Below are 22,700 nucleotides of genomic sequence, written 5' to 3'. Positions count from 1 at the left end.
GGATGTGGACGAAGACTCACCTCCTGGATCTGGGCACCGAGATCGCAGCCTTCCTCCTCGCCGCGACCTGCGCGGGGTGCGACGAGCCCGGCACCCTGTTGTGCGGCCGATGCCGGCAGGCGCTGCAACCGGACCCGCAGCGGCTCGCGACGCCGCAGGGGCTTCCCGTGACGGCCGCGCTCTCCTTCGAAGGGGTGGCGGCGCAGTGCATCCGTCGTCTGAAGGGGAAGGGCGAGACGCTCCTGGCGCGCCCACTCGGCGCGGCGCTGGCGTCCGTGCTCAACTCGACGGAGAGTGCGAGCAGGTGGATCGTGCCGGTGCCGACGTCGCGAAGCGCCTTCCGGCGCCGGGGATACCGTGTCCCCGACCTCCTGATCCGGAGGGCGAACGCCGAACCGCAGAGGCTCCTCAGCGTCGTGGGCGGCACCTCGGACCAGCGCGGGCTGGGCGCGCGGGCGCGTGCGACGAACGTGAGCGGCGCGATGCGCGTGCGTCGGGCAGGCGAAGGCACCGAGGTCGTGATCGTGGACGACGTCGTCACGACAGGGGCGACCTTCGACGAGGCGACACGGGCGCTGACCGCGGCGGGTTTCCACGTCTCGGCAGCGGTCGCGCTGGCCGCCACGCCGCGCCGTGACGGATTCGGATGAACCTCATCGGGAACGCATCGGCGACACAGGGGGAAGACCCCGTGACATCCGCCGACGGGCGGACTACGGTGGGGGGACACAAGGCGACCACGGTCCGCCCTTGGCCGGGAGGACCGGGACAAGGAGGCAGCAATGGAAACAAGCATCGTTGGCGTCGGAGTGGGTATCACCGATCGCTTCCGAACCGTTGTCGAAGAGAAGATCGCCAAGATCCAGATGCTCGCGTCCCGTGCGCAGCGACTGGATGTGAAGGTCACCCACCGTGTGTATCGCAACGGTCGCATCCCCGACGAGACCGTCGAGCTCACGCTGATCGGAAAGGGCCCCGTCGTCCGCGCAGAGGCGACGGACGGCGACAAGTTCGTGGCGCTCGACCTCGCCGTGGACAAGATGTCCGAGCAGCTGCGTCGCGCGAAGGAGAAGCGGGTCGACGGACGACAGCACCCGCGCGGCGCCCACTTCGAGAAGGGGAGCGGGGTGCTGGAGGGCATCGACGTCCAGCCGGCATCCGCTGACGTCCTCCGTGCGGTCGCGACCGGCAGCGTGCCGGTGCAGCAGGCGGAGGAGGACGAGTACTCGCCCGTCGTCATCCGCACGAAGAGCTTCGATGCCGAGTGGATGACCGTCGAGGAAGCCGTCGACAGGATGGAACTGGTCGGACACGACTTCTTCCTGTTCGTCGATGTCCGCACCGACCACCCGAGTGTCGTCTATCGACGCAAGGGCTGGGACTACGGAGTGATCGCGTTGAGCACCCAGGCTCCGCCGTCCGAGGCGCTCGCTTCCTGATCCGGAATCGCAGAATCGCAGAACGGCCCGGTCCCGCAGGGGACCGGGCCGTTCTGGTGTGCGAAAGCCGAGAAGGGCGCGTCAGTCGAAGATGCCGTCGAGCAGGCTGCCGATCACGAGCCCGCCGAGGATGCCGGAGGCGAGGTCCCCGCCTCCGCCTCCTCGTCGTCCGCCGCCGCCCCAGCCGCCACCGCCGCCCCAGTCCTGATCCTGCGGACGGGAGGAGTCGATGTCGCGCTGCGCGAGCTGCAGTGCTTCGGAAGCCAGATGAGCCACGCGGCGCGCCTGGACGAGCGCGGCTTCGCGGGTGTCCTCTGCGGGCAGCAGGTCCGAGAGGTCGACCCGCAGCCGCTCCGCCTCCGCGAGTCGGGTTCGGGCATCCGCGCCGATCCACCCCCGATGGCCGGAGATGAGGCCTCGCGCGACGCCCAGCTGGCGGTCGGCGTCGTCGATGGCATGCTGCACCTGAGCGAGGCTCGGCAGCGGGTTCTCCGCCCTGTGACGGGCCTTGGCGATCGCCTCGTCGAGCGCGGAGTTGGCGTCACGCAGCTGGGACAGCTCGGCGAAGGGGTCGTTCGGCTGCCCAGAGGGTGTGAGCGCGGCCAACGCTCTCTGGAGGGCGGCGACGGCGTCGGCGACGGCCGGGACGTTCGGTGCTGTTCGCGCCGCGATGAGATCGCCGCGCGAGTCGGCGACGACCTCGGCGAGGGTGGATTCCGCGCGAAGTGCCTCGATCTCGAAGTCCTCCACGGCGTCGAGCAGGGCGGAGGCACGGCGGGTGGCCTCGGTCGCCGTCTCGAGCGCCACGTTGGCTTCCTCGTTCTGCTTCGCGGCCCGACGGCGCTCCGACACGTCGGCGCTGTGGGTCGCGAAGCTGATGAGCTGCTCCGCTTCGGCGGCACTCGCGGTGATCTGATGCATGGCGGAGTCCGCATACCGCGACGAGAGGCGGGAGATGGCTTCGCTGGTCTGCGGGATGCGAGCACTCAGCGCCGCCGCGTCTGCCCGCACCTGGGCGATGATCTCGGGTGCGCGGCGTACCTTGGCGACCGACTCGGCGAGCACGGAGGTCTTCTCGTCGAGAAGGTCCTGCGCCCAGTCGCAGAGCTGGAGGATGCGCGCGTTGCGTGTGCGCAGCTCTTCGTCGGTGTCGGGGATCTCGTCGTGGTTCAGCTGGTGGAGCTGGAACGCTTCCCGCAGATGGGTGCGTACAGCCGCGAGCGCCCTGCGCAGATCGGCTGTGAGCGACTCGCCGAGTTCCGCCTCCGCGAAGGCGAGCTCATCGGAGGTCGTGCGGATCCGCTCGTCTGCGCTGACCAGGGCCTGCTCAGCACGGCGTGCGAGATCGGCGTCCTGAGCGGCGAGTTCTTCCTGTTCGCGTTTGCGTCTGCCCCAAAATCCAGCCATGACCCGATCCTAGTTTCCCGGGGGCCAGCGGTGGCTGAGCATCCGCTCGGGGCGAACGCGGAACCGGTCCGCGTGAGCGAGCCGGGCGACATCGGGCCGGGTCAGGACGCCGCGATCGCGTCGGCCGTCGCCGTCTCGGCCTTCGTCGGGCGTCCCCGCTTCGGGCGATCGGCGGTGAGCTCGAGTGTCATCGCGTGGCGAGGGTGGGCACCCAGACGCTGTGCGGCATGGTCCAGCCATCGGATCTCGGCCTCGGCGGCGAAGATCATCGAGTCGGCGACGAGCGACCACGCGAGTCCCTCAGGGGCGTCGACGTCCCGATGTGCGCGTCGCTGCCTCTGCAGCGCCTCCAGCTGTCGGAGCGATGCGGATCGCTGGGACTGGATCGCGGCTGCGGGGTCGACGCCGGGCAACGTGGCGGCGACCGCGACCTTGATGGCGAGTTCGTCTCTGGTGCCCTGGGGGCGCATGACGGGGGAGGAGAGCCAGCGGTCGACCTCCGTCCGTCCGGCGTCGGTGATCTGCCAGTACACATGGCCCCGGTCGTCTGCCTCTCCGCGCGAGACCAGGCCGTCGCGTTCGAGACGTTCGAGCGTGTTGTAGATCTGCCCGACGTTCAGCGGCCAGATGGAACCGGTCCGGCGATCGAACTCATGACGGAGCTGATAGCCGTAGCACGGCCCCTGCGCGAGGATCGCGAGCAGACTCTGGCGTACTGACATCGTTCGTCTCCTGTGGCCGTCCGGGAATGCGATACCGAGTATATGGTCGGCGCGCGAACGTCCGATTCGACGCGCGGGACGGCTATGCAGGCGACGTGCAGGTCACAGCCCGGTAACATGGCGAAGTATGCCTGGCGTCGGGTTCACCGACGACCGGCGGTTCACCCACCGACAGGGAGATGACATCCGTGGCCAATCCTCTTGAGAAGCTCCTGCGTGCGGGCGAAGGGCGGGTCATCCGCCGCCTGAATCAGGTCGTCAAGGCAGTGGGTGCACTGGAAGAGGACATCTCCAAGCTCACCGACGACGAGCTGCGCAACGAGACCACCGAGCTGCGCGCGCGCTTCGAGAAGGGCGAGACGCTCGACCAGTTGATGCCGGAGGCCTTCGCCGCCGTGCGCGAGGCCGCCAAGCGCACCCTCGGCATGCGCGCATACGACGTGCAGATCATGGGTGGGGCCGCCCTTCATCTCGGGAACATCGCCGAGATGAAGACCGGTGAGGGCAAAACCCTCGTCGCGACGCTGCCCGCGTACCTGAATGCGATCGCCGGCAAGGGCGTTCACGTCATCACGGTCAACGACTTCCTCGCCAGCTACCAGGCCGAGCTCATGGGGCGCGTGTTCCGCGCGCTCGGCATGACCACCGGCATCATCGTCTCCGGTCAGACTCCGGCAGTGCGCCGCGAGCAGTATGCCGCCGACATCACCTACGGCACGAACAACGAGTTCGGCTTCGACTACCTGCGCGACAACATGGCCTGGCGCAAGGAGGATCTCGTCCAGCGCGAGCACTTCTTCGCGATCGTCGACGAGGTCGACTCGATCCTCATCGACGAGGCGCGCACCCCGCTCATCATCTCCGGCCCGTCATCGGGCGAGGCGAACCGGTGGTTCGCCGAGTTCGCGAAGATCGCCCGCACCCTCGAGGTCGGCGAGGACTACGAGGTCGACGAGAAGAAGCGCACGGTCGGCGTCCTCGAGCCCGGCATCGAGAAGGTCGAGGACTACCTCGGCATCGACAACCTCTACGAGTCCGCGAACACGCCGTTGATCTCGTTCCTGAACAACTCGATCAAGGCGCTGGCGCTCTTCAAGAAGGACACCGACTACGTCGTCATGAACGACGAGGTCATGATCGTCGACGAGCACACCGGCCGCATCCTGGTCGGTCGCCGCTACAACGAGGGCATCCACCAGGCGATCGAGGCGAAGGAGGGGGTTCCGGTCAAGGCCGAGAACCAGACCCTCGCGACCGTCACACTGCAGAACTACTTCCGTCTCTACGACAAGCTCGCCGGCATGACCGGTACGGCCGAGACAGAGGCCGCCGAGTTCATGTCGACTTACAAGCTCGGCGTCATCCCGATCCCGACCAACAAGCCGATGATCCGCAAGGATCAGTCCGACCTCGTCTACAAGAACGAGACAGCGAAGTTCGCGCAGGTGGTGGAGGACATCGCCGAACGGCACGCCGAAGGCCAGCCGGTGCTGGTCGGAACGGTGAGCGTCGAGAAGAGCGAGTACCTTTCGCGTCTGCTCGCCAAGAAGGGCATCAAGCACGAGGTCCTCAACGCGAAGAACCACGCGCGCGAGGCCGAGATCGTCGCGCGCGCCGGTCGCCTCGGTGCCGTCACGGTCGCCACGAACATGGCAGGACGAGGAACCGACATCATGCTCGGTGGAAACGCCGAGTTCCTCGCGGTCCAGGAGCTCAAGGGCAAGGGGCTCGACCCCGTGGAGACGCCCGAGGAGTACGAGGTCGCCTGGGACGAGACGTACGAAGCGATGAAGGCCGTCGTCGCCGAGGAGGCCGAGAAGGTCATCGAGGCCGGTGGCCTCTACGTGCTCGGCACGGAGCGCCACGAGTCCCGCCGTATCGACAACCAGCTCCGCGGTCGCTCCGGACGTCAGGGCGACCCGGGCGAGAGCCGCTTCTACCTGAGCCTCACCGACGACCTGATGCGTCTGTTCCAGTCGGGCGCTGCCGAGGCGATCCTCGCCAGGACCAACTTCCCCGACGACGTGCCGATCGAGTCCGGTCTCGTGTCGCGTGCGATCCGCAGCGCTCAGTCGCAGGTCGAGTCCCGCAACGCGGAGATGCGCAAGAACGTCCTCAAGTACGACGACGTCCTGAACCGTCAGCGCGAGGCCATCTACGCCGACCGCCGTCAGATCCTCCAGGGCGACGACATCGCCGACCGGGTGCAGCACTTCATCGAGGACGCCATCAGCGGTGTCGTCCGCGACCACACCGGCGAGGGCCACAACGAGAGCTGGGACTTCGACGCGCTCTGGACCGAGCTCAAGACCCTCTACCCCGTGGGGGTGACGATCGATGAGGTCGTCGCCGAGGCTGCCGACCGCAAGGGCGGTATCGACGCCGACGGCCTGACCCGCGAGCTGCTCTCCGATGCCAAGATCGCGTACGAAGCGCGCGAAGAGGCCCTCGGTGAAGCGGCGACGCGTGAGCTGGAGCGTCGCGTCGTGTTGCAGGTGCTCGATCGCCGCTGGCGCGACCACCTCTACGAGATGGACTACCTCAAGGACGGCATCGGTCTGCGGGCCATGGCCCAGCGCGATCCGCTCATCGAGTACCAGCGCGAGGGCTACGCCATGTTCCAGTCGATGATGGGACAGATCAAGGAGGAGTCGGTCGGCTACCTCTACAACCTCGAAGTCGAGGTGCGTCGTGCCGGCGACTCCCAGACGGCGGAGGTCGAAGCCAAGGGGCTCGCCACCGATGGGGGAGAGCAGCGTCTCGAGTACTCGGCGGCCAACGATGCGGGCGAGGTCGAGGTCCGCAACGACCGCGGCCAGGTCCAGCAGGCGGCGACGGATCGCGTACGCCAGGCCGCTGCCCGCGCTCAGGCTCCGCAGAGCGAGCCGGAGGAGGCGCCGAGAGGAGCCTTCGGCCAGCGCACCGATGCAGCGGCTCCGGCCGCAGGCAACCGCGAGCAGCGTCGGGCCCAGGGCAAGAAGAAGAAGTAGGGCGTGCGCAGAGGAGGGCCAGTCCGCGTGGATTGGCCCTCCTTTCGTCGCTGTAGGCTTGGCCGATGACCCCAACGCGCAACTTCGACCAGTCGTCGAAGCTCAAGAACGTCCTGTACGAGATTCGCGGAAACGCCCTCGTCGAGGCGGCGCGGCTGGAGGCGGAGGGCCACAAGATCCTCAAGCTCAACACCGGCAACCCGGCGATCTTCGGCTTCGACGCCCCGCACCAGATCGTGCGCGACATGCTGGCGGCGCTGCCGACCGCACACGGATACAGCGACAGCAAGGGCATCATCTCGGCCCGACGTGCCGTGGTGAGCCGGTACGAGGAGATCGAGGGCTTCCCCCGGTTCGACCCCGATGACGTGTACCTCGGAAACGGTGTGTCCGAGCTCATCACCATGACGATGCAGGCGTTGCTGGACGAAGGCGATGAGGTCCTCATCCCGGCGCCGGACTACCCCCTCTGGACGGCGATGACCAGTCTCGCTGGCGGCACACCGGTGCATTACCTCTGCGACGAGGAAGATGAGTGGCAGCCCGACCTCGAGGACATCCGCTCGAAGATCACACCGCGGACCAAGGCTCTCGTCATCATCAACCCGAACAACCCCACCGGCGTCGTGTATTCGCGCCAGATCCTGGAGGGGCTGGTGCAGATCGCCAGGGAGCACCAGCTGCTGCTGCTCTCCGACGAGATCTACGACCGGATCCTGTTCGACGGAGCGGTGCACATCCCCACGGCCACGCTCGCTCCCGACCTGCTGTGCCTGACCTTCAACGGCCTCTCCAAGACCTATCGGGTCGCGGGATACCGGTCGGGCTGGATGGTCATCACAGGGCCGCAGGATCACGCGAAGGGCTTCCTGGAGGGCATCACGCTGCTCGCGTCCACGCGACTCTGCCCCAATGTGCCGGCGCAGCACGCCGTGCAGGCGGCGCTCTCCGGAGTGCAGTCGATCGAGGCGCTCATCGCGCCGACGGGGCGTCTTCATGAACAGCGGGACATCGCGTGGGAGGGGCTCGAGTCGATCCCCGGAGTGTCGTGCGTCAAGCCCCAGGGTGCGCTGTACGCGTTCCCTCGACTCGACCCGAACGTGCACGAGATCAGGGACGACGCCCGTCTGGTGTACGACCTGCTGGTCTCGGAGCACATCCTGCTGGTCCAGGGCACCGGATTCAACTGGGCGACCCCCGACCACCTCCGACTGGTCACGCTCCCCGAACCCCGAGTGCTGAGCGAAGCCGTCGAACGATTGGGGAACTTCCTCTCGAGCTACCGGCAGTAGCCGTCGCCGGCGGGGAGAGGGATGCCGCCAGTCTCCGCACAGCGGCGGCGAACGGCGAGCGGGGCGCGACATCGGTCATCGGCCGGGCGTGCAGCAGAGCCGCATCCGCCGCGCGCAGGTCGAAGGGGAGGAAGAAGACGTCGGTGATGCCGGCGAACCTCTCCAGGGTGCGTCGCACCTGCCCGCGCGCATCGATCCCGAGGGGGCCGGGGCGCACCTGATTCACCACGACGATGACGGGCGTGGGGGAGGTGAGACGGCGAAGCTCGGCATGATCGCGGATGAACCTGCTGATACCGAGAGGGTCGGCCGATGCGATCGCCACGATCAGATCCGCCTCCTGCAGCGCAGCCGTGGTCGCCGCGTGACGTCGTGGTCCGGCAAGGTCGTACGTGACTTCGTCGTCGGCGTCGAACGCACCGGCGACGTCCACCACTGTCTCGTCGATCCACCCGCGACAGGTGCCGAGCGCGGCGACGAGGCGCGCGGATGACAGCTCTGGCCAACGGCTGGGGCGGTTGATCCCCGGCAGCACTTCGATCTCACCCGCGCTCGTCGTCACCGTCGTCGCCAGTCGCGTCAGCTCCGCCGGATCGAGCGCGCCGCGCTCGGCCCTCCGGCAGGCGGCGGCGATGCCGGGAGCGTCGTCGCCGAGACCGAGAAGCATCGCGAGCGAAGGAGCGACGGTATCCGCGTCGACCAGGGCCGTGCGGCGTCCGGTGCGGGAGAGCTCCACGGCCAGCTGGATCGACAGGGTCGACCGCCCCGGCGCCCCATGTGGTCCCCAGACGGCGACGATACGAGGGGGGAGCTGGGCCTCTGGTGGCGGTGGCGTGTCCGTCTCGGCCAGCAGCGCGGCTGCGATCTCCCACCCCGCCGCGTCAGGTCGCAGCGCTGTGGAGAGGCCGAGACGGCCCAGCAGTCGGCTGTCCTCGGCGCCGAGAGCCAGGATGCGGACTCCGGCACGGTCGCACAGTGCGATCAGGTCCGCATTCAGGATCGATCGAGTGGCGGGGACGATGATCGCTTCCACCCCGTCCGGGATCTCTGCGAGTGGGGCGGCGGGGACGGTCGCGATGACATCGACGCCTTCGAGGGCGAGTTCCGCTGCCAGCTCATCCGCCCGTGGCTGCGGGATGGCCACGACGACGCCCGTCACGATCCCGCCCCGACCGGCACCACCGAGAGCGCGGAGCCTCCCGTGATCGCCGCGAGCACGTCGGCGACATCGGCGCGGTCGATCACGACCTCGAGCCGGGTTCCGGCCTCGGCGAGCACCCCCTCGGGTTCGAGCACGTCGCGGACGATCACGTCTGCGACCAGGATGCGCGGGACATCGTACGAGCGCCCTTCATCCACCGGCGGTGCCTGCCAGATCTCGACGACTGTTCCCGCGGCGACGCCTTCCGGGATTCCCGTCGTGCTCTGGATGACCACCGTCGTCGATCGGCTGTCCTCCGCATCGGTCAGCGCCGAGACGGGGACGAGTTCGCCGCCGTCGAGGGTGCGGGTCGCCACGCTGTCCGCAAGGAGGTCGTCGGGCCCGAGGTATCCCTCACCGGCAGCGCCGAGTCGCACGTCGACGACCTGGAAATCCGCGGCGGTCACGGGCTGGCCCTGCGTGATCGTCCGGGTGGTCTGGAGAACGGGTACCGCATCGTCGGCGGCGGAGACGATGAGCCAGACCCCGCCGATCGACAGGGCGACCAGGGCGATGCCGATCAGGAATCGCACGTCGCCCCAGAAGGCGCGACGGGGAGGAGAGAGGGAAGCCATGGCGATATCGTCACAGAATCGGCTTCGGCGCTTCGCGAGTTATCCACAGCGAAGGATCCGGCGGCACCTGCGGGAGCGCCTGGGAGAGAATGGGCACATGGCTGCCACCCCCGTTCGCGCACCGCGTTATCTCGCGCCGGCGCAGGTGGCGGAGCTGCTGAGCATCGGCGTCGACGAGGTGGTCACCCTCGTGCAGGAGGGGAGGCTGAGGGGCGCTCGGCTCGGTTCACCGCCTCGGTGGCGAGTGGAGGAGTCCAGCCTCGACGGCTATCTGTCCGAGGAATCGGAGATCGCCCGCCGGATGGCGCTGTGGCGACAGTCTCAGACGGCGAGTTTCCCCGAGGTCTGGGGAACGTCCGCCGCTCAGGGCATCTGACCGCTCGAAGCCCGCAGCGCGACGAGTGAAGAGAACGGGACGACGCGGAACGCCTGCACCGCCGCGGCCGATCGCGCTTCGCCGGGATCGTGCACGGCCAGATCCAGATGGTCGGCGGCCGCACGATCGATGGTTCCGTGGAGGTCGTCACCGACGAGTGTGGTGATGCGCACCGGCACACGACGCCGGGCGAGATCGCGCAGCACGAAGCCGAGCGTCATCCGTTCCCGCAGTGGCACGTCTGCGGCCGTGGGCTCATCGAGACTCGCGAGGATCATCCCGTGATCCAGCGTGATCCCCGCGACCGCGAGGAGGGGAAGGATCGATGTGCCGGAAGCGGGGCTGCCGCCGCCGGTTCCTCTCGTCCTCACGGCTATCCAGTCCGCTCCGAGGGTCCGCAGCGAGACGGGGATCCGTCGCCCGCTCATGAGGTCGATGGTGGCCTCGGCGCCGCCGCCGCACAGTGCGCGCAGGCGATGGCGCAGATCCAGCCGCGCGATCCGCAGCCGCTCCGACTCGGCATCGAGCACCGCACGCTCCGCCTCCCATTCCGAGGCGAGCTGGCCCTCGAGGTCTTCGAACAGTCGGTCCCAGTGCATTCGACAGAGCGTAGGCGACCGGGATACGGGGCATACGAGTTATCCACATTCTTCGTCGATCCCGGCCCTGTCGAGATGCACGCGCTGCTGTACTGGCTCACTCGCAGACCGTCCCGATCGAGAGTCCGTCATGATGCCGCACGAGTACTTCGCACCCCAGCCGACGTCGACCAGCGAGCTTCCCGATCCTGTACCGCTTCTGCGCAGCCTCACACACGGCGTCCTCGAGGTCCTCGCCGGGGTCAGGGAGGTCGACCAGCTCGCCCGATGGCTCAGCGAAGACGCGTTCCGGAGCCTGGTGACGCGCGCGAACCTGTCCGCCAGGGCACGCAGCGCGCGCGGGGTGGTGCCCGCGCGGCCGACGTTCGAGATCAGGGCGCTGAGGGTCACAGAACCTCTCGACGGGGTGATCGAGGCCGTCGTCGTGGTGGCGGGGCCCGGCCGCACCCGGGCGGTCGCCGTCCGGCTGGAGGGAATCGATCGTCGGTGGCGCGCGACTTCGCTGGCGATTCTCTGAGGCATCTGACCGTAGGCTGGTCAGGTGTCAACCCTCAGTGATCTCGCCCATGCCCAGGGGCGCCTGAACGACAGCGATGTCGAATGGCTCCATCGACTCGCCGGCGACGGTCAGCTTCTCGCAGACCTCGCCTCTGCCGACATCGTGATCTGGATCCAGACCGAGGACGGGTCGTTCATCGCCGTCGCGCATGCCCGGCCCAGCGGTGCGGCCACGCTCTTCTATCGCGACATCGTGGGAGAGCGGGTGCGGCCCCAGTGGCGCACCCAGGTGCAGGGGGCATTCGAGTCCGCCGAGATCGTCGATTCCTCCTCGCCCGATTGGTTCGAGGAGACACCGACGAGGGTGCGAGCGGTGCCGATCGTCACCGTGAAGCGCGGAGCTGACGCCCAGTCCACTGTGATCGGGGTCGTCACCCGCCACACGAACCTCGGCGAGGTGCGCACGCCCTCGCGACAGCAGATCACGTTCGACGAGTGCGCGAACGATCTGTTCCGCATGATCGCCGACGGCAGCTTCCCTGACCTGACGGCCCCCACCTCGCCCCGCCGAGGAGCCCCTCGCGCCTCCGACGGCCTCATCCGCATCGATGTCGACGGGATCACGACCTTCGCCAGCCCGAACGCGCTCTCCGCATTCAACCGGATGGGCTTCGACGATGAGCTCGAGGGGGAATCGCTGGCCGAGGTCACCACCCGACTCGTCCCGCCCTCCCGCCAGGTCGACGAGTCGCTGCCCGTGGTCGTCACGGGGCGCGCTCCGTGGCGCACGGACATCGAGGCCCGCGGCGTGACGGTATCCCTGCGCGCCATCCCCCTCAAGGACCATGGCACGCGCATCGGCGCCATCGTGCTGTGCCGTGATGTGTCGGAGCTCCGCCATCAGGAGCAGGAGCTCATCACGAAGGACGCCACGATTCGCGAGATCCATCACCGGGTCAAGAACAATCTGCAGACCGTGGCCTCGCTCCTGCGCATCCAGGCTCGCCGCACGCACTCCGACGAGGCACGCGACGCCTTGACGCAGGCCATGCGCCGCGTGGACGCGATCGCCGTGGTGCACGACACCCTCGCTCAGGGCCTCACCCAGAAGGTCGATTTCGACGAGGTCTTCCACCGTGTGCTCAAGCTCGTCGCCGAGGTCGCCTCCGCGCCGAACACCCGGGCACGGACCCAGTCGACCGGGCGGTTCGGAGTCCTGCCGAGCGAGTACGCGACCCCGCTCGCGCTCGCACTGACGGAGGTCGTCACGAACGCGGTCGAGCATGGGCTCGCCGGCCAGGAGGGTGTCGTGACGATCGACGCGAAGCGCACAGAGGACAACCTCCGTGTCACGGTGCGCGACACCGGCCTCGGTCTGCCGGAAGGGCGGATCGGTCAGGGGCTCGGCACGCAGATCATCCGCACCCTGATCCAGGGCGAGCTCGGCGGCACCATCGAGTGGCACGGGAGCGACGGCGACGGCACCGAGGTGGTCATCGACATCCCGCTGCGCTGGCTGGAACGCTGAGCGCAGCAGGGTCCGGACAGACGGAAGCGGCCTGAGAGTCGATCTCAGGCCGCTTCCGGAAGTTCAGGAGGCGCGGCGTGCGCGGGCGGCGCGACGCTTGAGAGCGCGGCGCTCGTCCTCGGAGAGGCCGCCCCAGACGCCGGAGTCCTGGCTGGTCTCCAGGGCGTACTGCAAGCAGATCTCGGTGACCGTGCAGGTGGCGCAGACGGTCTTCGCCTTCTCGATCTGATCGACGGCCGGGCCGGTGTTCCCCACGGGGAAGAAAAGCTCGGGGTCGACAGTCAGGCAGGCGGCCTTATCGCGCCAGTCCATGGGGGCTCCTCGGTGTGGATTTCATGAGATGTCGCGATGCGACCTCTCGGATTCGGGTAGTAGTTCGGGTTCCGCTACCCTGTTGAGATGCGGACGGAATGCCCGCGAATTGTGATGCGAGCGTGAACGCTCGCCCCACGCCGCTGTGGGAGCACATGACTTTCTCTATTCTGTTACATGAAAACCGTGAAATCAAGGGTTTTCTCCTCATTCGATCCATGGGAGACACCGTGCGCGCACCCGGAATCGCCCTCGCGGCAGCAGCCGTCCTCGCTCTCGAGGCAGTGGCGCTCCTGGTCTTCGCGGTGATCGAACTCGCCGGCCTCGGTGCGGGTGACGCGGCCTCTCTCCCGACCGCCCTCGCGCTCATCGTGCTCACGCTGATCGGTGCCGCAGCCCTCGTCGCCTTCGCGGTGGGCACGCGCTCCGGGAAGTCCTGGGCGCGCTCAGGGGGAGTGGTCTTCCAGGTGCTCGCCGTGGCGCTCGCGCTGGCTTCTCTCACGCTGCAGCCGATCTCCTGGCCGTTCACGCTCGGAGTCGGGCTCCCCGGCCTGGCCGGCTTCGCGCTGCTGATCACGAGCGCCCGTCGCGAAGGGCCGCAGCGCGCGGCGGAGTGACCTCCGGAGCTCGGATCTCCGAGGCTCGGGAGGTGCCTACGGGGCAGGTCAGGCGTCGATGCCGAGCTGTTTGCGCAGACGCGCGACGTGGCCGGTGGCCTTGACGTTGTACTGCGCGAGCACGATCGTGCCGTCCTCGTCGAGGACGAAGGTCGAGCGGATGACGCCTTCGACGAGCTTGCCGTAGTTCATCTTCTCTCCCCACGCACCGTACGCGGAGTGGACCGCGTGATCGGGGTCGCTGAGGAGCGGGAAGGTGAGGGCGTCGCGCTCGCGGAACTTCGTCAGCGTCGCGGGGTCGTCACGCGAGATGCCGACCACGCGGTAGCCGGCGCCCTGGAGGGACGAGATGCTGTCGCGGAAGTCGCAGGCCTCGGTGGTGCATCCGGGGGTCATCGCCGCCGGGTAGAAGTACAGCACGGTCTTCTGGCCGCGCAGATCCTCGAGGCGGACGGTGTTCCCGTCCTGGTCGAGGAGTGAGAAGTCGGGGGCGGCGGTTCCTGGTTCGAGGCGCTGGGTCACGCCTCCAGCCTAACGCCCGGGCGTCTGCTCCGCCTTGTCTGCGAACGTCTGCAGCAGCCGCTGCAGAGAGTCGAGTCGCGCACGACCGGTCTCTCCCAGCTCGCCTCGTTCCGCCGCCTCGATGAGCGCGCAGTCGGGGGCATCGGCCAGATGGGTGCAGCCGCGGGGGCAGTCCTCGGCGATCGTCGCGAGCTCGGTGAAGGCCGCGAGGATGTTGGCCGGATCGACATGGCCGAGTCCGAACGAGCGCACCCCAGGGGTGTCGATCACCCAGCCGGTGCCACCCGCTCCCTGGTAACGCAGGGACACGGTCGACGACGACGTGTGGCGTCCGCGTCCTGTCACCTGATTCACGTGTCCCGTGGCGCGCAGCGCTGTGGGGACGAGTGCATTGACGAGTGTCGACTTGCCGACTCCGGAGTGTCCGACGAACACCGTGGAGTGACCGATGAGAGCCTCGCCGATCTCCTCGACGGGCATCTCGTCCTGGGAACTCGTGAACACCCGAAGGTCCAGCCCCTCGAAATGCGTGAGGAACTCGGTCGGGTCGGCGATGTCGGTCTTCGTGACGACGAGAAGGGGGCGGATGCCGGCGTCGAGTGCTGCCACGAGATAGCGATCGACCAGGCGCGCACGGGGTTCGGGGTCGGCGGCCGCGACGACGATGAGCATCTGGTCCGCGTTGGCGACGATCACCCGCTCGACCTGGTCCGTGTCGTCCGCGCTGCGTCGGAGAAGCGAGGTCCGGTCCACGATGCCGACGATACGGGCGAGGGTGCCATCGTCTCCCGAGGTGTCGCCGACCACTCGGGCCTGGTCGCCCGTGACGATGGGTGTTCGGCGCAGCTCGCGCGCACGTGTGGTGGTGATCGTGCGCTCCTCCGCCGTGTCCTCCCCGAGCAGGACGGAGTAGCGACCCCGATCCACACCGAGCACTCGCCCCACCTGCGCGTCCTCGTGCGCGGGACGGCGCTTCGTGCGCGGCCGGTTGGCTTTGGGGTTCGGGCGGGTGCGGATGCTGCTCTCGTCGAAGTCCTCGAAGTCGTCTTCGAGGTCGTCGGCGTTGTCGAGCCAGCTCACCGTCAGCCCCGCAGCATCCGCTCCCAGAGCATCGTGAACTCCGGGAGGGTCTTCGCAGTGGTGCCGATGTCGTCGATCTCCACATCGGGGACACGGAGACCGATGAGCGCGCCGGTCGTTGCCATGCGGTGGTCGTGGTGCGCAGCCCAGCGTCCGCCGTGCAGCGGGCGCGGGATGATGCGGAGTCCGTCCGGCAGTTCCTCGGCCTCGCCGCCGAGGGCACGCAGGTTCCCGATCAGCGCGGCGATTCGATCGGTCTCGTGCAGGCGGATGTGCCCGATGCCGCGGATCGTCGTCGGGGAGTCCGCGAAGGCGGCGAGGCCGACCAGTGTCGGGGTGAGCTCGCTCGCCGCCGAGAGATCGAGGTCGAGACCGCGGATGCCGGAGCCCGCGCGCACAGTCAGCGTTCCGCCGTGCCGCCCGACGTGAGCTCCGGTCGCCTGGAGGATCTCCGGCAGGAGGGCGCCCGGTTGGGTGGAGTGCGGAGGCCAGCCCGTGATCGACACGGATCCACCGGTGACGAGCGCGGCGGCGAGGAACGGTGCGGCGTTCGAGAGATCGGGTTCGATCGCGATCTCCTTGGCGCGGGGGACGCCCGCCTCGACAAGCCATTCGCCGACGGCTGGGCGCTCGATGCGGATGCCTCGGCGGCTGAGTGCCTCGATGGTCATGTCGATGTGCGGAAGGCTCGGCAGGTGCTCGCCGGTGTGGACGAGGTGCAGTCCCACATCGAAACGCGGAGCGGCGAGGAGGAGCCCGGAGACGAACTGGCTCGATGCGGAGGCATCGATCTCGACGCGACCCCCGCGGATGCGCCCGTGGCCGCGGATCGTGAACGGAAGAGCCCAGGTGCCCTCGTCGTCGATGTCGACTCCGAGGTCGCGCAGCGCGCTGATGAGGCCCCCCATCGGCCGATGGAGGGCGGTCTCGTGCGCGGTGAGATGCACGTCGTTCTCGGCGAGTCCGGCCAGCGGAGCGATGAAGCGCATGACGGTGCCGGCCTGCCCGCAGTCGATCGTGGTGCCGCCGTCGAGTCTCGCAGGGGTGACGACGAGGTCAGGCCCGAACTCATGACCGGCATCCACCTCGTCGATGCCCACCCCGAGGGCACGCAGCGCGTCGACCATGCGCGCGGAGTCGTCGGAGTGCAGAGGGGCGATCAGGCGGCCTGGACCGTCGGCGATCGCGGCGATGATCAACTCGCGGTTCGTCAGCGACTTCGAACCGGGGATCGTGAGCTCGGCGTGCACGGGCACGTCGGTCGAGGGCGCGGTGTAGGCGCCCTGCACGCGGGAGGGGGAATACCTGTTGGCGCTCATCGGTTCTCACCTTAGTAAACGCAGGGAGCTTCGTCGCGAACGACAGGCTCCCACCCCACCGAAGGAGCGAGTATGACGGCGACGTTGGAGCGCGAGGTGATCGACCTCAGCGGCCTAGACTGGCCGGTGATGGATGACACCGCAACCGCAGACACCGTCGGCGACCCTCGGCGCGAGTTCGAAGAGCAGGCGCTCCCGTTCATGGACCAGCTCTACGCCGCCGCGATGCGTATGACGCGCAATCCCGCCGACGCCGCAGACCTCGTGCAGGAGACCTTCGTCAAGGCCTATGGGTCCTGGGCGACGTTCTCGCAGGGTACGAACCTCAAGGCGTGGCTCTACCGGATCCTCACGAACACCTACATCAACATCTACCGCAAGCGTCAGCGGGAGCCGTTCCAGGGCACGATCGACGAGCTCGAAGACTGGCAGCTGGGCGGAGCGGAGTCGACGACGGCGTCGCACAGCCGGTCGGCCGAGGCGGAGGCCATCGACCGGATGCCCGCCTCCGTCGTCAAGGACGCGCTGCAGGCCGTGCCGGAGGACTTCCGTCTCGCGGTCTATCTCGCGGATGTCGAGGGTTTCGCGTATCAGGAGATCGCCGACATCATGAAGACCCCCATCGGCACCGTCATGAGCCGTCTGCACCGTGGCAGGCGGATGCTGCGGGAGCTGCTGGCAGATTACGCCGCTGAGCGGGGCATCGCCGCGGCCGAGACGAGGAGCAAGAAATGAGTGACTGCGGCTGCGACAAAGCCCGTCAGGATCTGGAGGAGTACCTCCGCAACGAGGTGTGCAAGACCGAGCACACCGAGATCCGCGAGCATCTGGAGAACTGCCCGTCCTGTCGGGATGAGGCTCTCGTCGCCACCACCCTCACCGATGTGATCGCGCGGGCCTGCAAGGAGACCGCACCCGAGGAGCTGCGCGACCAGGTGTTCGCCCGGCTGCGGGCAGTGCAGGCAGCCCAGCACTGACTCCGGGTCGGAGGGCGTCGGTAGTGTGGGTGGATGACCTCCATCGATGCGAGAGACGTACCCGCTGACACCACCTCGAGGGAACGACTGGCCGGAGCCGGTCTCGACTATCGCGTCGTCGATCTGAGCGACGACCCGAAGGCATCGGCATTCGAGCGCGCGGTCGACCGCGGGTTCCTCGGGCCTGAGCCGAGCACCGAGATGATCGCCCAGGTGCGCAAGACCTTCGCCGAACGGCGGAACGTCGGGGTGTACGAGCAGGGCGCCGTCGATGCCGACCTTCCCGTCGCGACCATCAACGGCTGGGTGACGCCGCTCACCGTTCCCGGTGGGCGTGAGATCGACATGTGGGCCATCAGCGTGGTGACGGTGTCGGCGACGCATCGCCGCCGCGGGATAGCCAGGGCGCTTCTCGAAGGAGAGCTTCGCGCTGCGGCAGCCTCCGGTGTGCCCATCGCGGGCCTCACGGTGTCGGAGGCGACGATCTATGGTCGCTACGGCTTCGGCTCCGCGATCCCCGTCGCGCGTCACACGGTCGACACCCGCCGCGCCGGCTGGAGCGGCCCGACCCCGCTCGGCACCCTCGAGTACGTCGACCGGGAGACCCTCGCTGCAGACCTCGGCACGGTCCACGAACGTGCACGGGGGAGGGCCGCGGGGCAGATCCCGGGCTGGCAAGGTCGATGGGAGGGGTACGCAGGCGTGTCCCCCACCCCGGACCGCGACCAGGCACGTGGGGTGCGCTATCGCGACGAGGACGGCGTGCTGCGTGGCGTCATGGCCTACACCGTCGGTGAGGCCGCCGGCACCTTCCGGTTCCGGATGGACGTGCGCCTGCTGGTCGCCGAGACGACGGACGCGCGCACGGCGCTCTGGCGCTTCGCTCTGCAGCACGATCTCGTCGACGAGGTGGTCGCCGACCTCCGCCCGGTCGACGACCCGCTGCCATGGCTCGTGCACGACACCCGCGGCGTGAAGCAGGAGGTGCACGACCACGGCTGGCTGCGCGTGCTCGACATCCCTGCCGCGCTGACCGCCCGTCGCTACTCGGCGCCGATCGACACCGTCATCCGCGTGGAAGACTCCCTCGGCTTCGCGAACGGCGACTGGCGCCTGCACGTGGACGACTCCTGCGTCGCCACCGTCGATCCGGTGACCGACTCCGCGACAGACGTCGATGTCACGCTCGATGTCTCCGCGCTCTCCGCCCTGTATGCGGGAGGGGTCCGCGCTGCGACGCTGCACGGTGCCGGCCGCATCGCCGCCGATGCCGCTGCGGTCGAGGCCCTCGACCGAGCCTTCATCACCTTCCCCGCGCCGTCTCTCGACATCTGGTATTGAGTCCGCCCGTCCGCGGCTGATTGCTGCGGGGGAGCACCGAATGGCCTCGCGCTCCTGCGCGAGGCCATTCTCGTGCGGAAGGAATAACTAGAAAGGGCTTTACCAGAAAGGGCCTTTACTATAACCTCGCCTCAGAGCGGATGCCCGTCCGCCCTGCTCGACTTCCGCAATGAAGCTCTTGAGACGAGGTTTCCATGCACGACAACCGCTGGAGGAAGTCCCTTCCTCTCGTCGCCGGCGCCGCAGCGCTGGTATTCGCATTGGCCGGCTGCACATCCGATGGCGGCTCGTCGGGAGGTGATCGCCCGCTCCGCATGTGGTCGGGGTCGATGACGCCCATCACCAACAACTTCAACCCGTTCGCCGTCGACACCGCGACGCACATGACGTTCGGTGCCATCTACGAGCCGCTCTTCTTCTTCAACCAGCTCTCGGACGATGCGCCTGTCGGCCTGTTGGGCGACTCATATGAGTTCAACGAGGACGGGACGGTCCTCACGATCGCCATCAAGCCCGACCTCAAGTGGAGCGATGGCGAAGATCTGACGGCCGAGGACGTCGCCTTCAGCCTCGGATACGGCTCCAACCTCGACCCCGACATGGTGTCGGTCGATGCCACCGATGACACCACAGTGGTCGTGACGTACTCGTCTCCGAAGTTCACGGCGACCTCGCTGATCCTCGGCTCCACCTGGATCATCCCGAAGCACATCTGGTCCGAGATCGACGACTACATGACGGAGACGAACCCGAAGCCGGTGGGCTCGGGACCGTACACGCTCAAGTCGTTCACGGACGCCGCTTACACGCTCGAGGCGAACCCGCTCTTCCGCGACGGCGCACCGGCGATCAAGGAAGTGCAGGACATCGGGATCGACTCGAACCAGTCGTCGGAGGACCTGCTGAAGACGGGAAAGCTCGACTGGGTCGGCCAGTTCATCGCGAATCCCGACGGGGTGACCTCCAACGGGCGCATCAGCACGATGAACCAGCAGCAGGACCCCACCGTGATCATGACCTGCGCGGACGCGTCGATGGGCTGCACGGGTGCGCAGACCGATCCCGCCGTGCGTCAGGCACTGAACGTCGCGATCGACCGCGGTGCGATCAGCGGCAAGGCGTTCGCCGGTCTCTCCGGCGAGGCGTCGCCGAGCTTCGCCCTGCTCCCTCGCGACGAGAAGTGGCTGAGTGATCCATCGTTGGCGGTCAGCCCTCAGGAGCCGGATGCCGCCAGCGCCGAGGGGATCCTCGAAGCGGCCGGCTACACGAAGGGGAGTGACGGGTTCTACGGCAAGGACGGCATGCCCATCGAGCTCGACCTCTTCTCACCCGACGGGTGGACGGACTACAACGATGCGGCCAAGCTCATCAGCTCGCAGGCGGCCAAGGCCGGCATACGGGTGAACGCACGGACGGTCTCGGAGGCCGAGTACTGGACGCCGATCTCGACCGGCGAGTTCCAGCTCGCGCTCTACGGCATCACGCAGTCGCTGGTGGCCGATCCGTTCTCCAACTATGACCGTTACTTCACGACGACCGCGACGGCGAAGGTCGGCGAGGAGCCGACCAAGGGGCAGAACTATGCCCGCTACACGAATCCCGCAGTGGATGAAGCGGTCAAGCGAGCGGGAGCGACCCAGGACGAGGTGATCAAGAAGGACGCGTACGCGATGGTGCAGACGGAGATCGCCCGTGATCTGCCCTACATCCCGGTCGTGCTCAACGCGTCGCAGTCGTTCTTCAACACGGCGGATTTCACCGGGTGGCCGAGCGATGACGACCTGTATGCGGCACCTCTGCCGTACCTGTCGACGGCGTCGGCAGTGATCCTGACCCACCTCCGCCCCGTCGAGAAGTAGGACCATCACCCATGGCTCGATCCACAGAGAGGAGAGGCTCGTGAAGTTCTGGATGCGCCGCATCGCGTTCTACATCATCACGCTGTGGGCCGCGATCTCCCTCAACTTCCTGCTGCCGCGACTGCTCCCCGGCGACCCTGCCGCGATCATGCTGGGCAAGCTCCGGCGCGCGAACGGGGGGAGGCCGCTGTCCGAGGAGACGATCAAAGCGATCACCTCGATCCTCGGGGCGGAGAAGGGATCGACGCTGTGGGATCAATACCTCGCCTACTGGGGTCGGCTGCTGCACGGTGATCTCGGGGTGTCGTCGACCCGATACCCGGCCCCGGTAGGCGAGCTCATCGCTGCGGCATTGCCGTGGACGGTGACGCTCGTCGGAGCAGCCACCATCATCTCGTTCGTCCTCGGAATCATCGCCGGTGCGTGGGTCGGCTGGTTCCGGGGCACGTGGGTCGACCAGCTCGTGCCGATCACCACTTTTCTGCAGTCGATCCCGTACTTCTGGCTCGCGCTCGTACTGGTCGCAGTCTTCTCGGTGCAGTTGGGGTTGTTGCCGATCATCGGCGGGTACGACGTGTTCGAGTTCCCCGCCGGCCCTGAGTGGTCACCGGCCTTCTTCGCCAGCGCGTTCGTTCACGCTCTGCTCCCCGCTGCGACGATCGTGATCTCGTCGGTCGGAGGGTGGCTGCTGGGGATGCGGAACATGATGGTGCAGACGATGTCGGAGGACTACGTCCTCACCGCGGAGGCCAAAGGACTGCGACCCTCACGCATCCGCACCGCATATGCGGCGCGCAACGCCTCCATCCCGAGCCTCGCCGGCTTCGGGATCGCGCTCGGATTCGTGGTGGCCGGCTCGATCGTCACCGAACAGGTCTTCAGCTATCCGGGGCTCGGCAAGTTGATGATCCAGTCCGTTCAGGGCCTCGACTATGCCCTGATGCAGGGAGTGTTCCTCGTCATCACCCTGACGGTGCTGGCGGCGAACTTCCTCATCGACCTCCTCTATGGCTTCATCGACCCGAGAGTGCGCCGCGATGGCTGACCTGATCGTTTCCCCGTCCGAGTCCACACACGCCGTCGCCGTCGCGCGGTCGGCACGTCTGCGGAACGGACTACCTCGGCTCTCCGGCAAGCTTCTCGTCGGTGTGGTCCTCCTCGGAGTGATCGTGCTGTTCGGGCTCATCGGGCCGCTGCTTCTCGGCGATCCGCGCGACGCGAGCTTCGACCCGCTGCTCCCGCCGAGTCCCGAGCACCCGCTCGGCACGACCAAGCTCGGCTTCGATGTGCTCGCTCAAGTGGCGACAGGCACTCAGGGATCGCTCTTCGTCGGCGCGGTCGCGGGGGCGGTGGCGCTCTTCCTCGCCCTGGTGTTCGGTGTACTGGCCGGCTACTTCGGTGGAGCTCTCGATGAGACCCTGATGCTGGCCACGAACATCATGCTCGTGATCCCCGGCCTGCCTCTAGTCATGGTGATCGCGGCATATGTCCAGCACACCGAGGGGCTTGGCGACCTCGCGCGTAGCTCGCTGTTGGTGGCTCTCGTGCTCGGTATCACCGGCTGGGCAGGGTCAGCCGTGGTTCTCCGTGGCACCGCACGTTCCCTGCGCACGCGGAACTATGTCGCGGCGTCGGTCGTCGCGGGCGAGCGTCCACTTCGGGTCATCTTCGTCGAGATCCTCCCGAATCTCGTCCCGCTGCTCGCGGCCCAGCTCATCTTCGGTGTGATCTTCGCTGTCCTCGGCGAAGCGGGCCTGTCGTACCTCGGCCTCGGACCGACCGGTTCGATCACCCTGGGAACGGTGTTGAACGACGCCCAGACCGGGCAGGCCGTGGGCAGCGGTGCCTGGTGGTGGTTCGTGCCACCCGGTCTGATCATCGCCCTCATCGGGACCGCATTGTCTCTGATCAACTTCGCGATCGACGAGATCGTGAATCCGAAGCTGCGCCTGGTTCCGGTGGCTGCGCGACGCCAGCGTCTGGCGCGTCGTGCCGGTCGTGGTGTCGGTGGGGAAGGAGCGGTCGCATGACCGGGAACACGGCGGT

The 22,700-nt window shown here is 67.9% G+C and carries 23 protein-coding genes; 14 read left to right on the top strand and 9 right to left on the bottom strand.

Going from position 1 to position 22,700, the window contains the following annotated elements; all coding sequences use genetic code 11:
• The first annotated feature begins 2 nt into the window (after positions 1–2).
• Positions 3–650: a ComF family protein gene (locus MOX01_RS17950; protein WP_058632642.1), complete on the top strand. Its 648-nt coding sequence runs from the start codon at positions 3–5 to the stop codon at positions 648–650.
• A gap of 132 nt (positions 651–782) precedes the next feature.
• On the top strand, positions 783–1,439 hold the full coding sequence (gene hpf / locus MOX01_RS17945) for a ribosome hibernation-promoting factor, HPF/YfiA family (RefSeq protein WP_046749488.1): 657 nt from the start codon (positions 783–785) through the stop codon (positions 1,437–1,439).
• An 81-nt stretch (positions 1,440–1,520) separates the two neighbouring features.
• Here the strand turns inward: hpf and MOX01_RS17940 are convergent, their stop codons facing one another.
• Together MOX01_RS17940 and MOX01_RS17935 are read right to left on the bottom strand one after the other, a co-directional pair.
• On the bottom strand, positions 1,521–2,846 hold the full coding sequence (locus tag MOX01_RS17940) for a coiled-coil domain-containing protein (protein WP_141370914.1): 1,326 nt from the start codon (positions 2,844–2,846) through the stop codon (positions 1,521–1,523).
• A gap of 101 nt (positions 2,847–2,947) precedes the next feature.
• On the bottom strand, positions 2,948–3,568 hold the full coding sequence (locus MOX01_RS17935) for a PadR family transcriptional regulator (RefSeq protein ID WP_058633164.1): 621 nt from the start codon (positions 3,566–3,568) through the stop codon (positions 2,948–2,950).
• Positions 3,569–3,756: 188 nt separating this feature from the next.
• On the opposite strand from MOX01_RS17935, the gene secA reads away from it, so the two are divergent.
• Complete coding sequence (secA, locus tag MOX01_RS17930) at positions 3,757–6,558, top strand: preprotein translocase subunit SecA (RefSeq protein ID WP_113680691.1); 2,802 nt, start codon at positions 3,757–3,759, stop codon at positions 6,556–6,558.
• A 65-nt stretch (positions 6,559–6,623) separates the two neighbouring features.
• Positions 6,624–7,850, top strand: coding sequence for a pyridoxal phosphate-dependent aminotransferase (locus tag MOX01_RS17925; protein WP_058633163.1), 1,227 nt, complete (start codon positions 6,624–6,626; stop codon positions 7,848–7,850).
• Here the strand turns inward: MOX01_RS17925 and MOX01_RS17920 are convergent.
• Together MOX01_RS17920 and MOX01_RS17915 are read right to left on the bottom strand one after the other, a co-directional pair.
• Entirely contained in the window at positions 7,774–9,009 is a 1,236-nt protein-coding gene (locus MOX01_RS17920; RefSeq protein WP_061015950.1) for a CpaE/TadZ family protein, read from the bottom strand. The genes MOX01_RS17925 and MOX01_RS17920 overlap by 77 nt on opposite strands.
• Entirely contained in the window at positions 9,006–9,626 is a 621-nt protein-coding gene (locus MOX01_RS17915; RefSeq protein WP_127012345.1) for a CpaB family protein, read from the bottom strand. The genes MOX01_RS17920 and MOX01_RS17915 overlap by 4 nt, the downstream gene beginning before the upstream one ends.
• A gap of 97 nt (positions 9,627–9,723) precedes the next feature.
• Here MOX01_RS17915 and MOX01_RS17910 point away from each other — a divergent pair, with 97 nt between their 5' ends.
• Positions 9,724–10,002 (top strand): helix-turn-helix domain-containing protein, encoded by a 279-nt coding sequence (locus MOX01_RS17910; RefSeq protein WP_046749818.1) that lies wholly within the window; start codon positions 9,724–9,726, stop codon positions 10,000–10,002.
• Here MOX01_RS17910 and MOX01_RS17905 read toward each other — a convergent pair.
• On the bottom strand, positions 9,990–10,601 hold the full coding sequence (locus tag MOX01_RS17905) for a hypothetical protein (protein ID WP_141370910.1): 612 nt from the start codon (positions 10,599–10,601) through the stop codon (positions 9,990–9,992). The two genes, MOX01_RS17910 and MOX01_RS17905, sit on opposite strands and share 13 nt — an antisense overlap.
• Positions 10,602–10,731: 130 nt before the next feature.
• Here MOX01_RS17905 and MOX01_RS19590 point away from each other — a divergent pair, with 130 nt between their 5' ends.
• Together MOX01_RS19590 and MOX01_RS17895 are read left to right on the top strand one after the other, a co-directional pair.
• Complete coding sequence (locus MOX01_RS19590) at positions 10,732–11,118, top strand: Rv3235 family protein (RefSeq protein WP_045262053.1); 387 nt, start codon at positions 10,732–10,734, stop codon at positions 11,116–11,118.
• A gap of 24 nt (positions 11,119–11,142) precedes the next feature.
• Positions 11,143–12,627, top strand: coding sequence for a sensor histidine kinase (locus tag MOX01_RS17895; protein WP_046749481.1), 1,485 nt, complete (start codon positions 11,143–11,145; stop codon positions 12,625–12,627).
• A gap of 63 nt (positions 12,628–12,690) precedes the next feature.
• Here the strand turns inward: MOX01_RS17895 and MOX01_RS17890 are convergent, their stop codons facing one another.
• Complete coding sequence (locus tag MOX01_RS17890) at positions 12,691–12,939, bottom strand: WhiB family transcriptional regulator (protein WP_017203224.1); 249 nt, start codon at positions 12,937–12,939, stop codon at positions 12,691–12,693.
• Between the two features lie 230 nt (positions 12,940–13,169).
• Here MOX01_RS17890 and MOX01_RS17885 point away from each other — a divergent pair, with 230 nt between their 5' ends.
• Positions 13,170–13,556, top strand: a complete 387-nt coding sequence (locus tag MOX01_RS17885; RefSeq protein ID WP_230979372.1) for a hypothetical protein — start codon at positions 13,170–13,172, stop codon at positions 13,554–13,556.
• A gap of 48 nt (positions 13,557–13,604) precedes the next feature.
• Here MOX01_RS17885 and bcp read toward each other — a convergent pair whose 3' ends face one another.
• The 3 genes from bcp to aroA are packed head-to-tail and all read right to left on the bottom strand — an operon-like array spanning position 13,605 to position 16,477.
• Positions 13,605–14,078: a thioredoxin-dependent thiol peroxidase gene (gene bcp, locus MOX01_RS17880; RefSeq protein WP_058633158.1), complete on the bottom strand. Its 474-nt coding sequence runs from the start codon at positions 14,076–14,078 to the stop codon at positions 13,605–13,607.
• Between the two features lie 9 nt (positions 14,079–14,087).
• The gene (gene rsgA / locus MOX01_RS17875; protein WP_141370906.1) at positions 14,088–15,158 is read right to left on the bottom strand and encodes a ribosome small subunit-dependent GTPase A; all 1,071 of its coding nucleotides are present in this window, start codon (positions 15,156–15,158) and stop codon (positions 14,088–14,090) included.
• 2 nt (positions 15,159–15,160) lie between these two features.
• Positions 15,161–16,477, bottom strand: coding sequence for a 3-phosphoshikimate 1-carboxyvinyltransferase (gene aroA, locus MOX01_RS17870; RefSeq protein WP_141370904.1), 1,317 nt, complete (start codon positions 16,475–16,477; stop codon positions 15,161–15,163).
• Positions 16,478–16,549: 72 nt separating this feature from the next.
• On the opposite strand from aroA, the gene MOX01_RS17865 reads away from it, so the two are divergent.
• The 6 genes from MOX01_RS17865 to MOX01_RS17840 all read left to right on the top strand — a co-directional run bounded on the left by MOX01_RS17865 (position 16,550) and on the right by MOX01_RS17840 (position 22,684).
• Complete coding sequence (locus tag MOX01_RS17865) at positions 16,550–17,212, top strand: sigma-70 family RNA polymerase sigma factor (RefSeq protein ID WP_046749476.1); 663 nt, start codon at positions 16,550–16,552, stop codon at positions 17,210–17,212.
• The gene (locus tag MOX01_RS17860; RefSeq protein ID WP_046749475.1) at positions 17,209–17,454 is read left to right on the top strand and encodes a zf-HC2 domain-containing protein; all 246 of its coding nucleotides are present in this window, start codon (positions 17,209–17,211) and stop codon (positions 17,452–17,454) included. The genes MOX01_RS17865 and MOX01_RS17860 overlap by 4 nt, the downstream gene beginning before the upstream one ends.
• Positions 17,455–17,487: 33 nt before the next feature.
• Positions 17,488–18,795 (top strand): GNAT family N-acetyltransferase, encoded by a 1,308-nt coding sequence (locus tag MOX01_RS17855; protein ID WP_141370902.1) that lies wholly within the window; start codon positions 17,488–17,490, stop codon positions 18,793–18,795.
• 194 nt (positions 18,796–18,989) lie between these two features.
• On the top strand, positions 18,990–20,654 hold the full coding sequence (locus MOX01_RS17850) for an ABC transporter substrate-binding protein (protein ID WP_141370900.1): 1,665 nt from the start codon (positions 18,990–18,992) through the stop codon (positions 20,652–20,654).
• Positions 20,655–20,694: 40 nt separating this feature from the next.
• A complete protein-coding gene (locus tag MOX01_RS17845; RefSeq protein ID WP_141370897.1) occupies positions 20,695–21,699 on the top strand; it encodes an ABC transporter permease in 1,005 nt (334 codons plus the stop codon).
• Complete coding sequence (locus MOX01_RS17840; protein ID WP_230977855.1) at positions 21,692–22,684, top strand: ABC transporter permease; 993 nt, start codon at positions 21,692–21,694, stop codon at positions 22,682–22,684. Before MOX01_RS17845 ends, MOX01_RS17840 begins: the two co-directional genes overlap by 8 nt.
• The last annotated feature ends 16 nt before the right edge of the window (positions 22,685–22,700 follow it).

Source organism: Microbacterium oxydans, from assembly GCF_006540085.1.
In the GTDB taxonomy this organism is placed as follows: Bacteria; Actinomycetota; Actinomycetes; order Actinomycetales; family Microbacteriaceae; genus Microbacterium; species Microbacterium oxydans.
Note: the sequence above shows the minus strand (reverse complement) of the source record. Positions and strands in the feature narration are given on the sequence as shown.

Coding starts and splice junctions, on each gene's coding strand:
- MOX01_RS17950 (WP_058632642.1), top strand. CDS start 3: ATGTGGACGAAGACTCACCTCCTGGATCTGGGCACCGAGATCGCAGCC.
- hpf (WP_046749488.1), top strand. CDS start 783: ATGGAAACAAGCATCGTTGGCGTCGGAGTGGGTATCACCGATCGCTTC.
- MOX01_RS17940 (WP_141370914.1), bottom strand. CDS start 2,846: ATGGCTGGATTTTGGGGCAGACGCAAACGCGAACAGGAAGAACTCGCC.
- MOX01_RS17935 (WP_058633164.1), bottom strand. CDS start 3,568: ATGTCAGTACGCCAGAGTCTGCTCGCGATCCTCGCGCAGGGGCCGTGC.
- MOX01_RS17925 (WP_058633163.1), top strand. CDS start 6,624: ATGACCCCAACGCGCAACTTCGACCAGTCGTCGAAGCTCAAGAACGTC.
- MOX01_RS17915 (WP_127012345.1), bottom strand. CDS start 9,626: ATGGCTTCCCTCTCTCCTCCCCGTCGCGCCTTCTGGGGCGACGTGCGA.
- MOX01_RS17910 (WP_046749818.1), top strand. CDS start 9,724: ATGGCTGCCACCCCCGTTCGCGCACCGCGTTATCTCGCGCCGGCGCAG.
- MOX01_RS17905 (WP_141370910.1), bottom strand. CDS start 10,601: ATGCACTGGGACCGACTGTTCGAAGACCTCGAGGGCCAGCTCGCCTCG.
- MOX01_RS19590 (WP_045262053.1), top strand. CDS start 10,732: ATGATGCCGCACGAGTACTTCGCACCCCAGCCGACGTCGACCAGCGAG.
- MOX01_RS17890 (WP_017203224.1), bottom strand. CDS start 12,939: ATGGACTGGCGCGATAAGGCCGCCTGCCTGACTGTCGACCCCGAGCTT.
- aroA (WP_141370904.1), bottom strand. CDS start 16,477: ATGAGCGCCAACAGGTATTCCCCCTCCCGCGTGCAGGGCGCCTACACC.
- MOX01_RS17865 (WP_046749476.1), top strand. CDS start 16,550: ATGACGGCGACGTTGGAGCGCGAGGTGATCGACCTCAGCGGCCTAGAC.
- MOX01_RS17860 (WP_046749475.1), top strand. CDS start 17,209: ATGAGTGACTGCGGCTGCGACAAAGCCCGTCAGGATCTGGAGGAGTAC.
- MOX01_RS17855 (WP_141370902.1), top strand. CDS start 17,488: ATGACCTCCATCGATGCGAGAGACGTACCCGCTGACACCACCTCGAGG.
- MOX01_RS17850 (WP_141370900.1), top strand. CDS start 18,990: ATGCACGACAACCGCTGGAGGAAGTCCCTTCCTCTCGTCGCCGGCGCC.
- MOX01_RS17840 (WP_230977855.1), top strand. CDS start 21,692: ATGGCTGACCTGATCGTTTCCCCGTCCGAGTCCACACACGCCGTCGCC.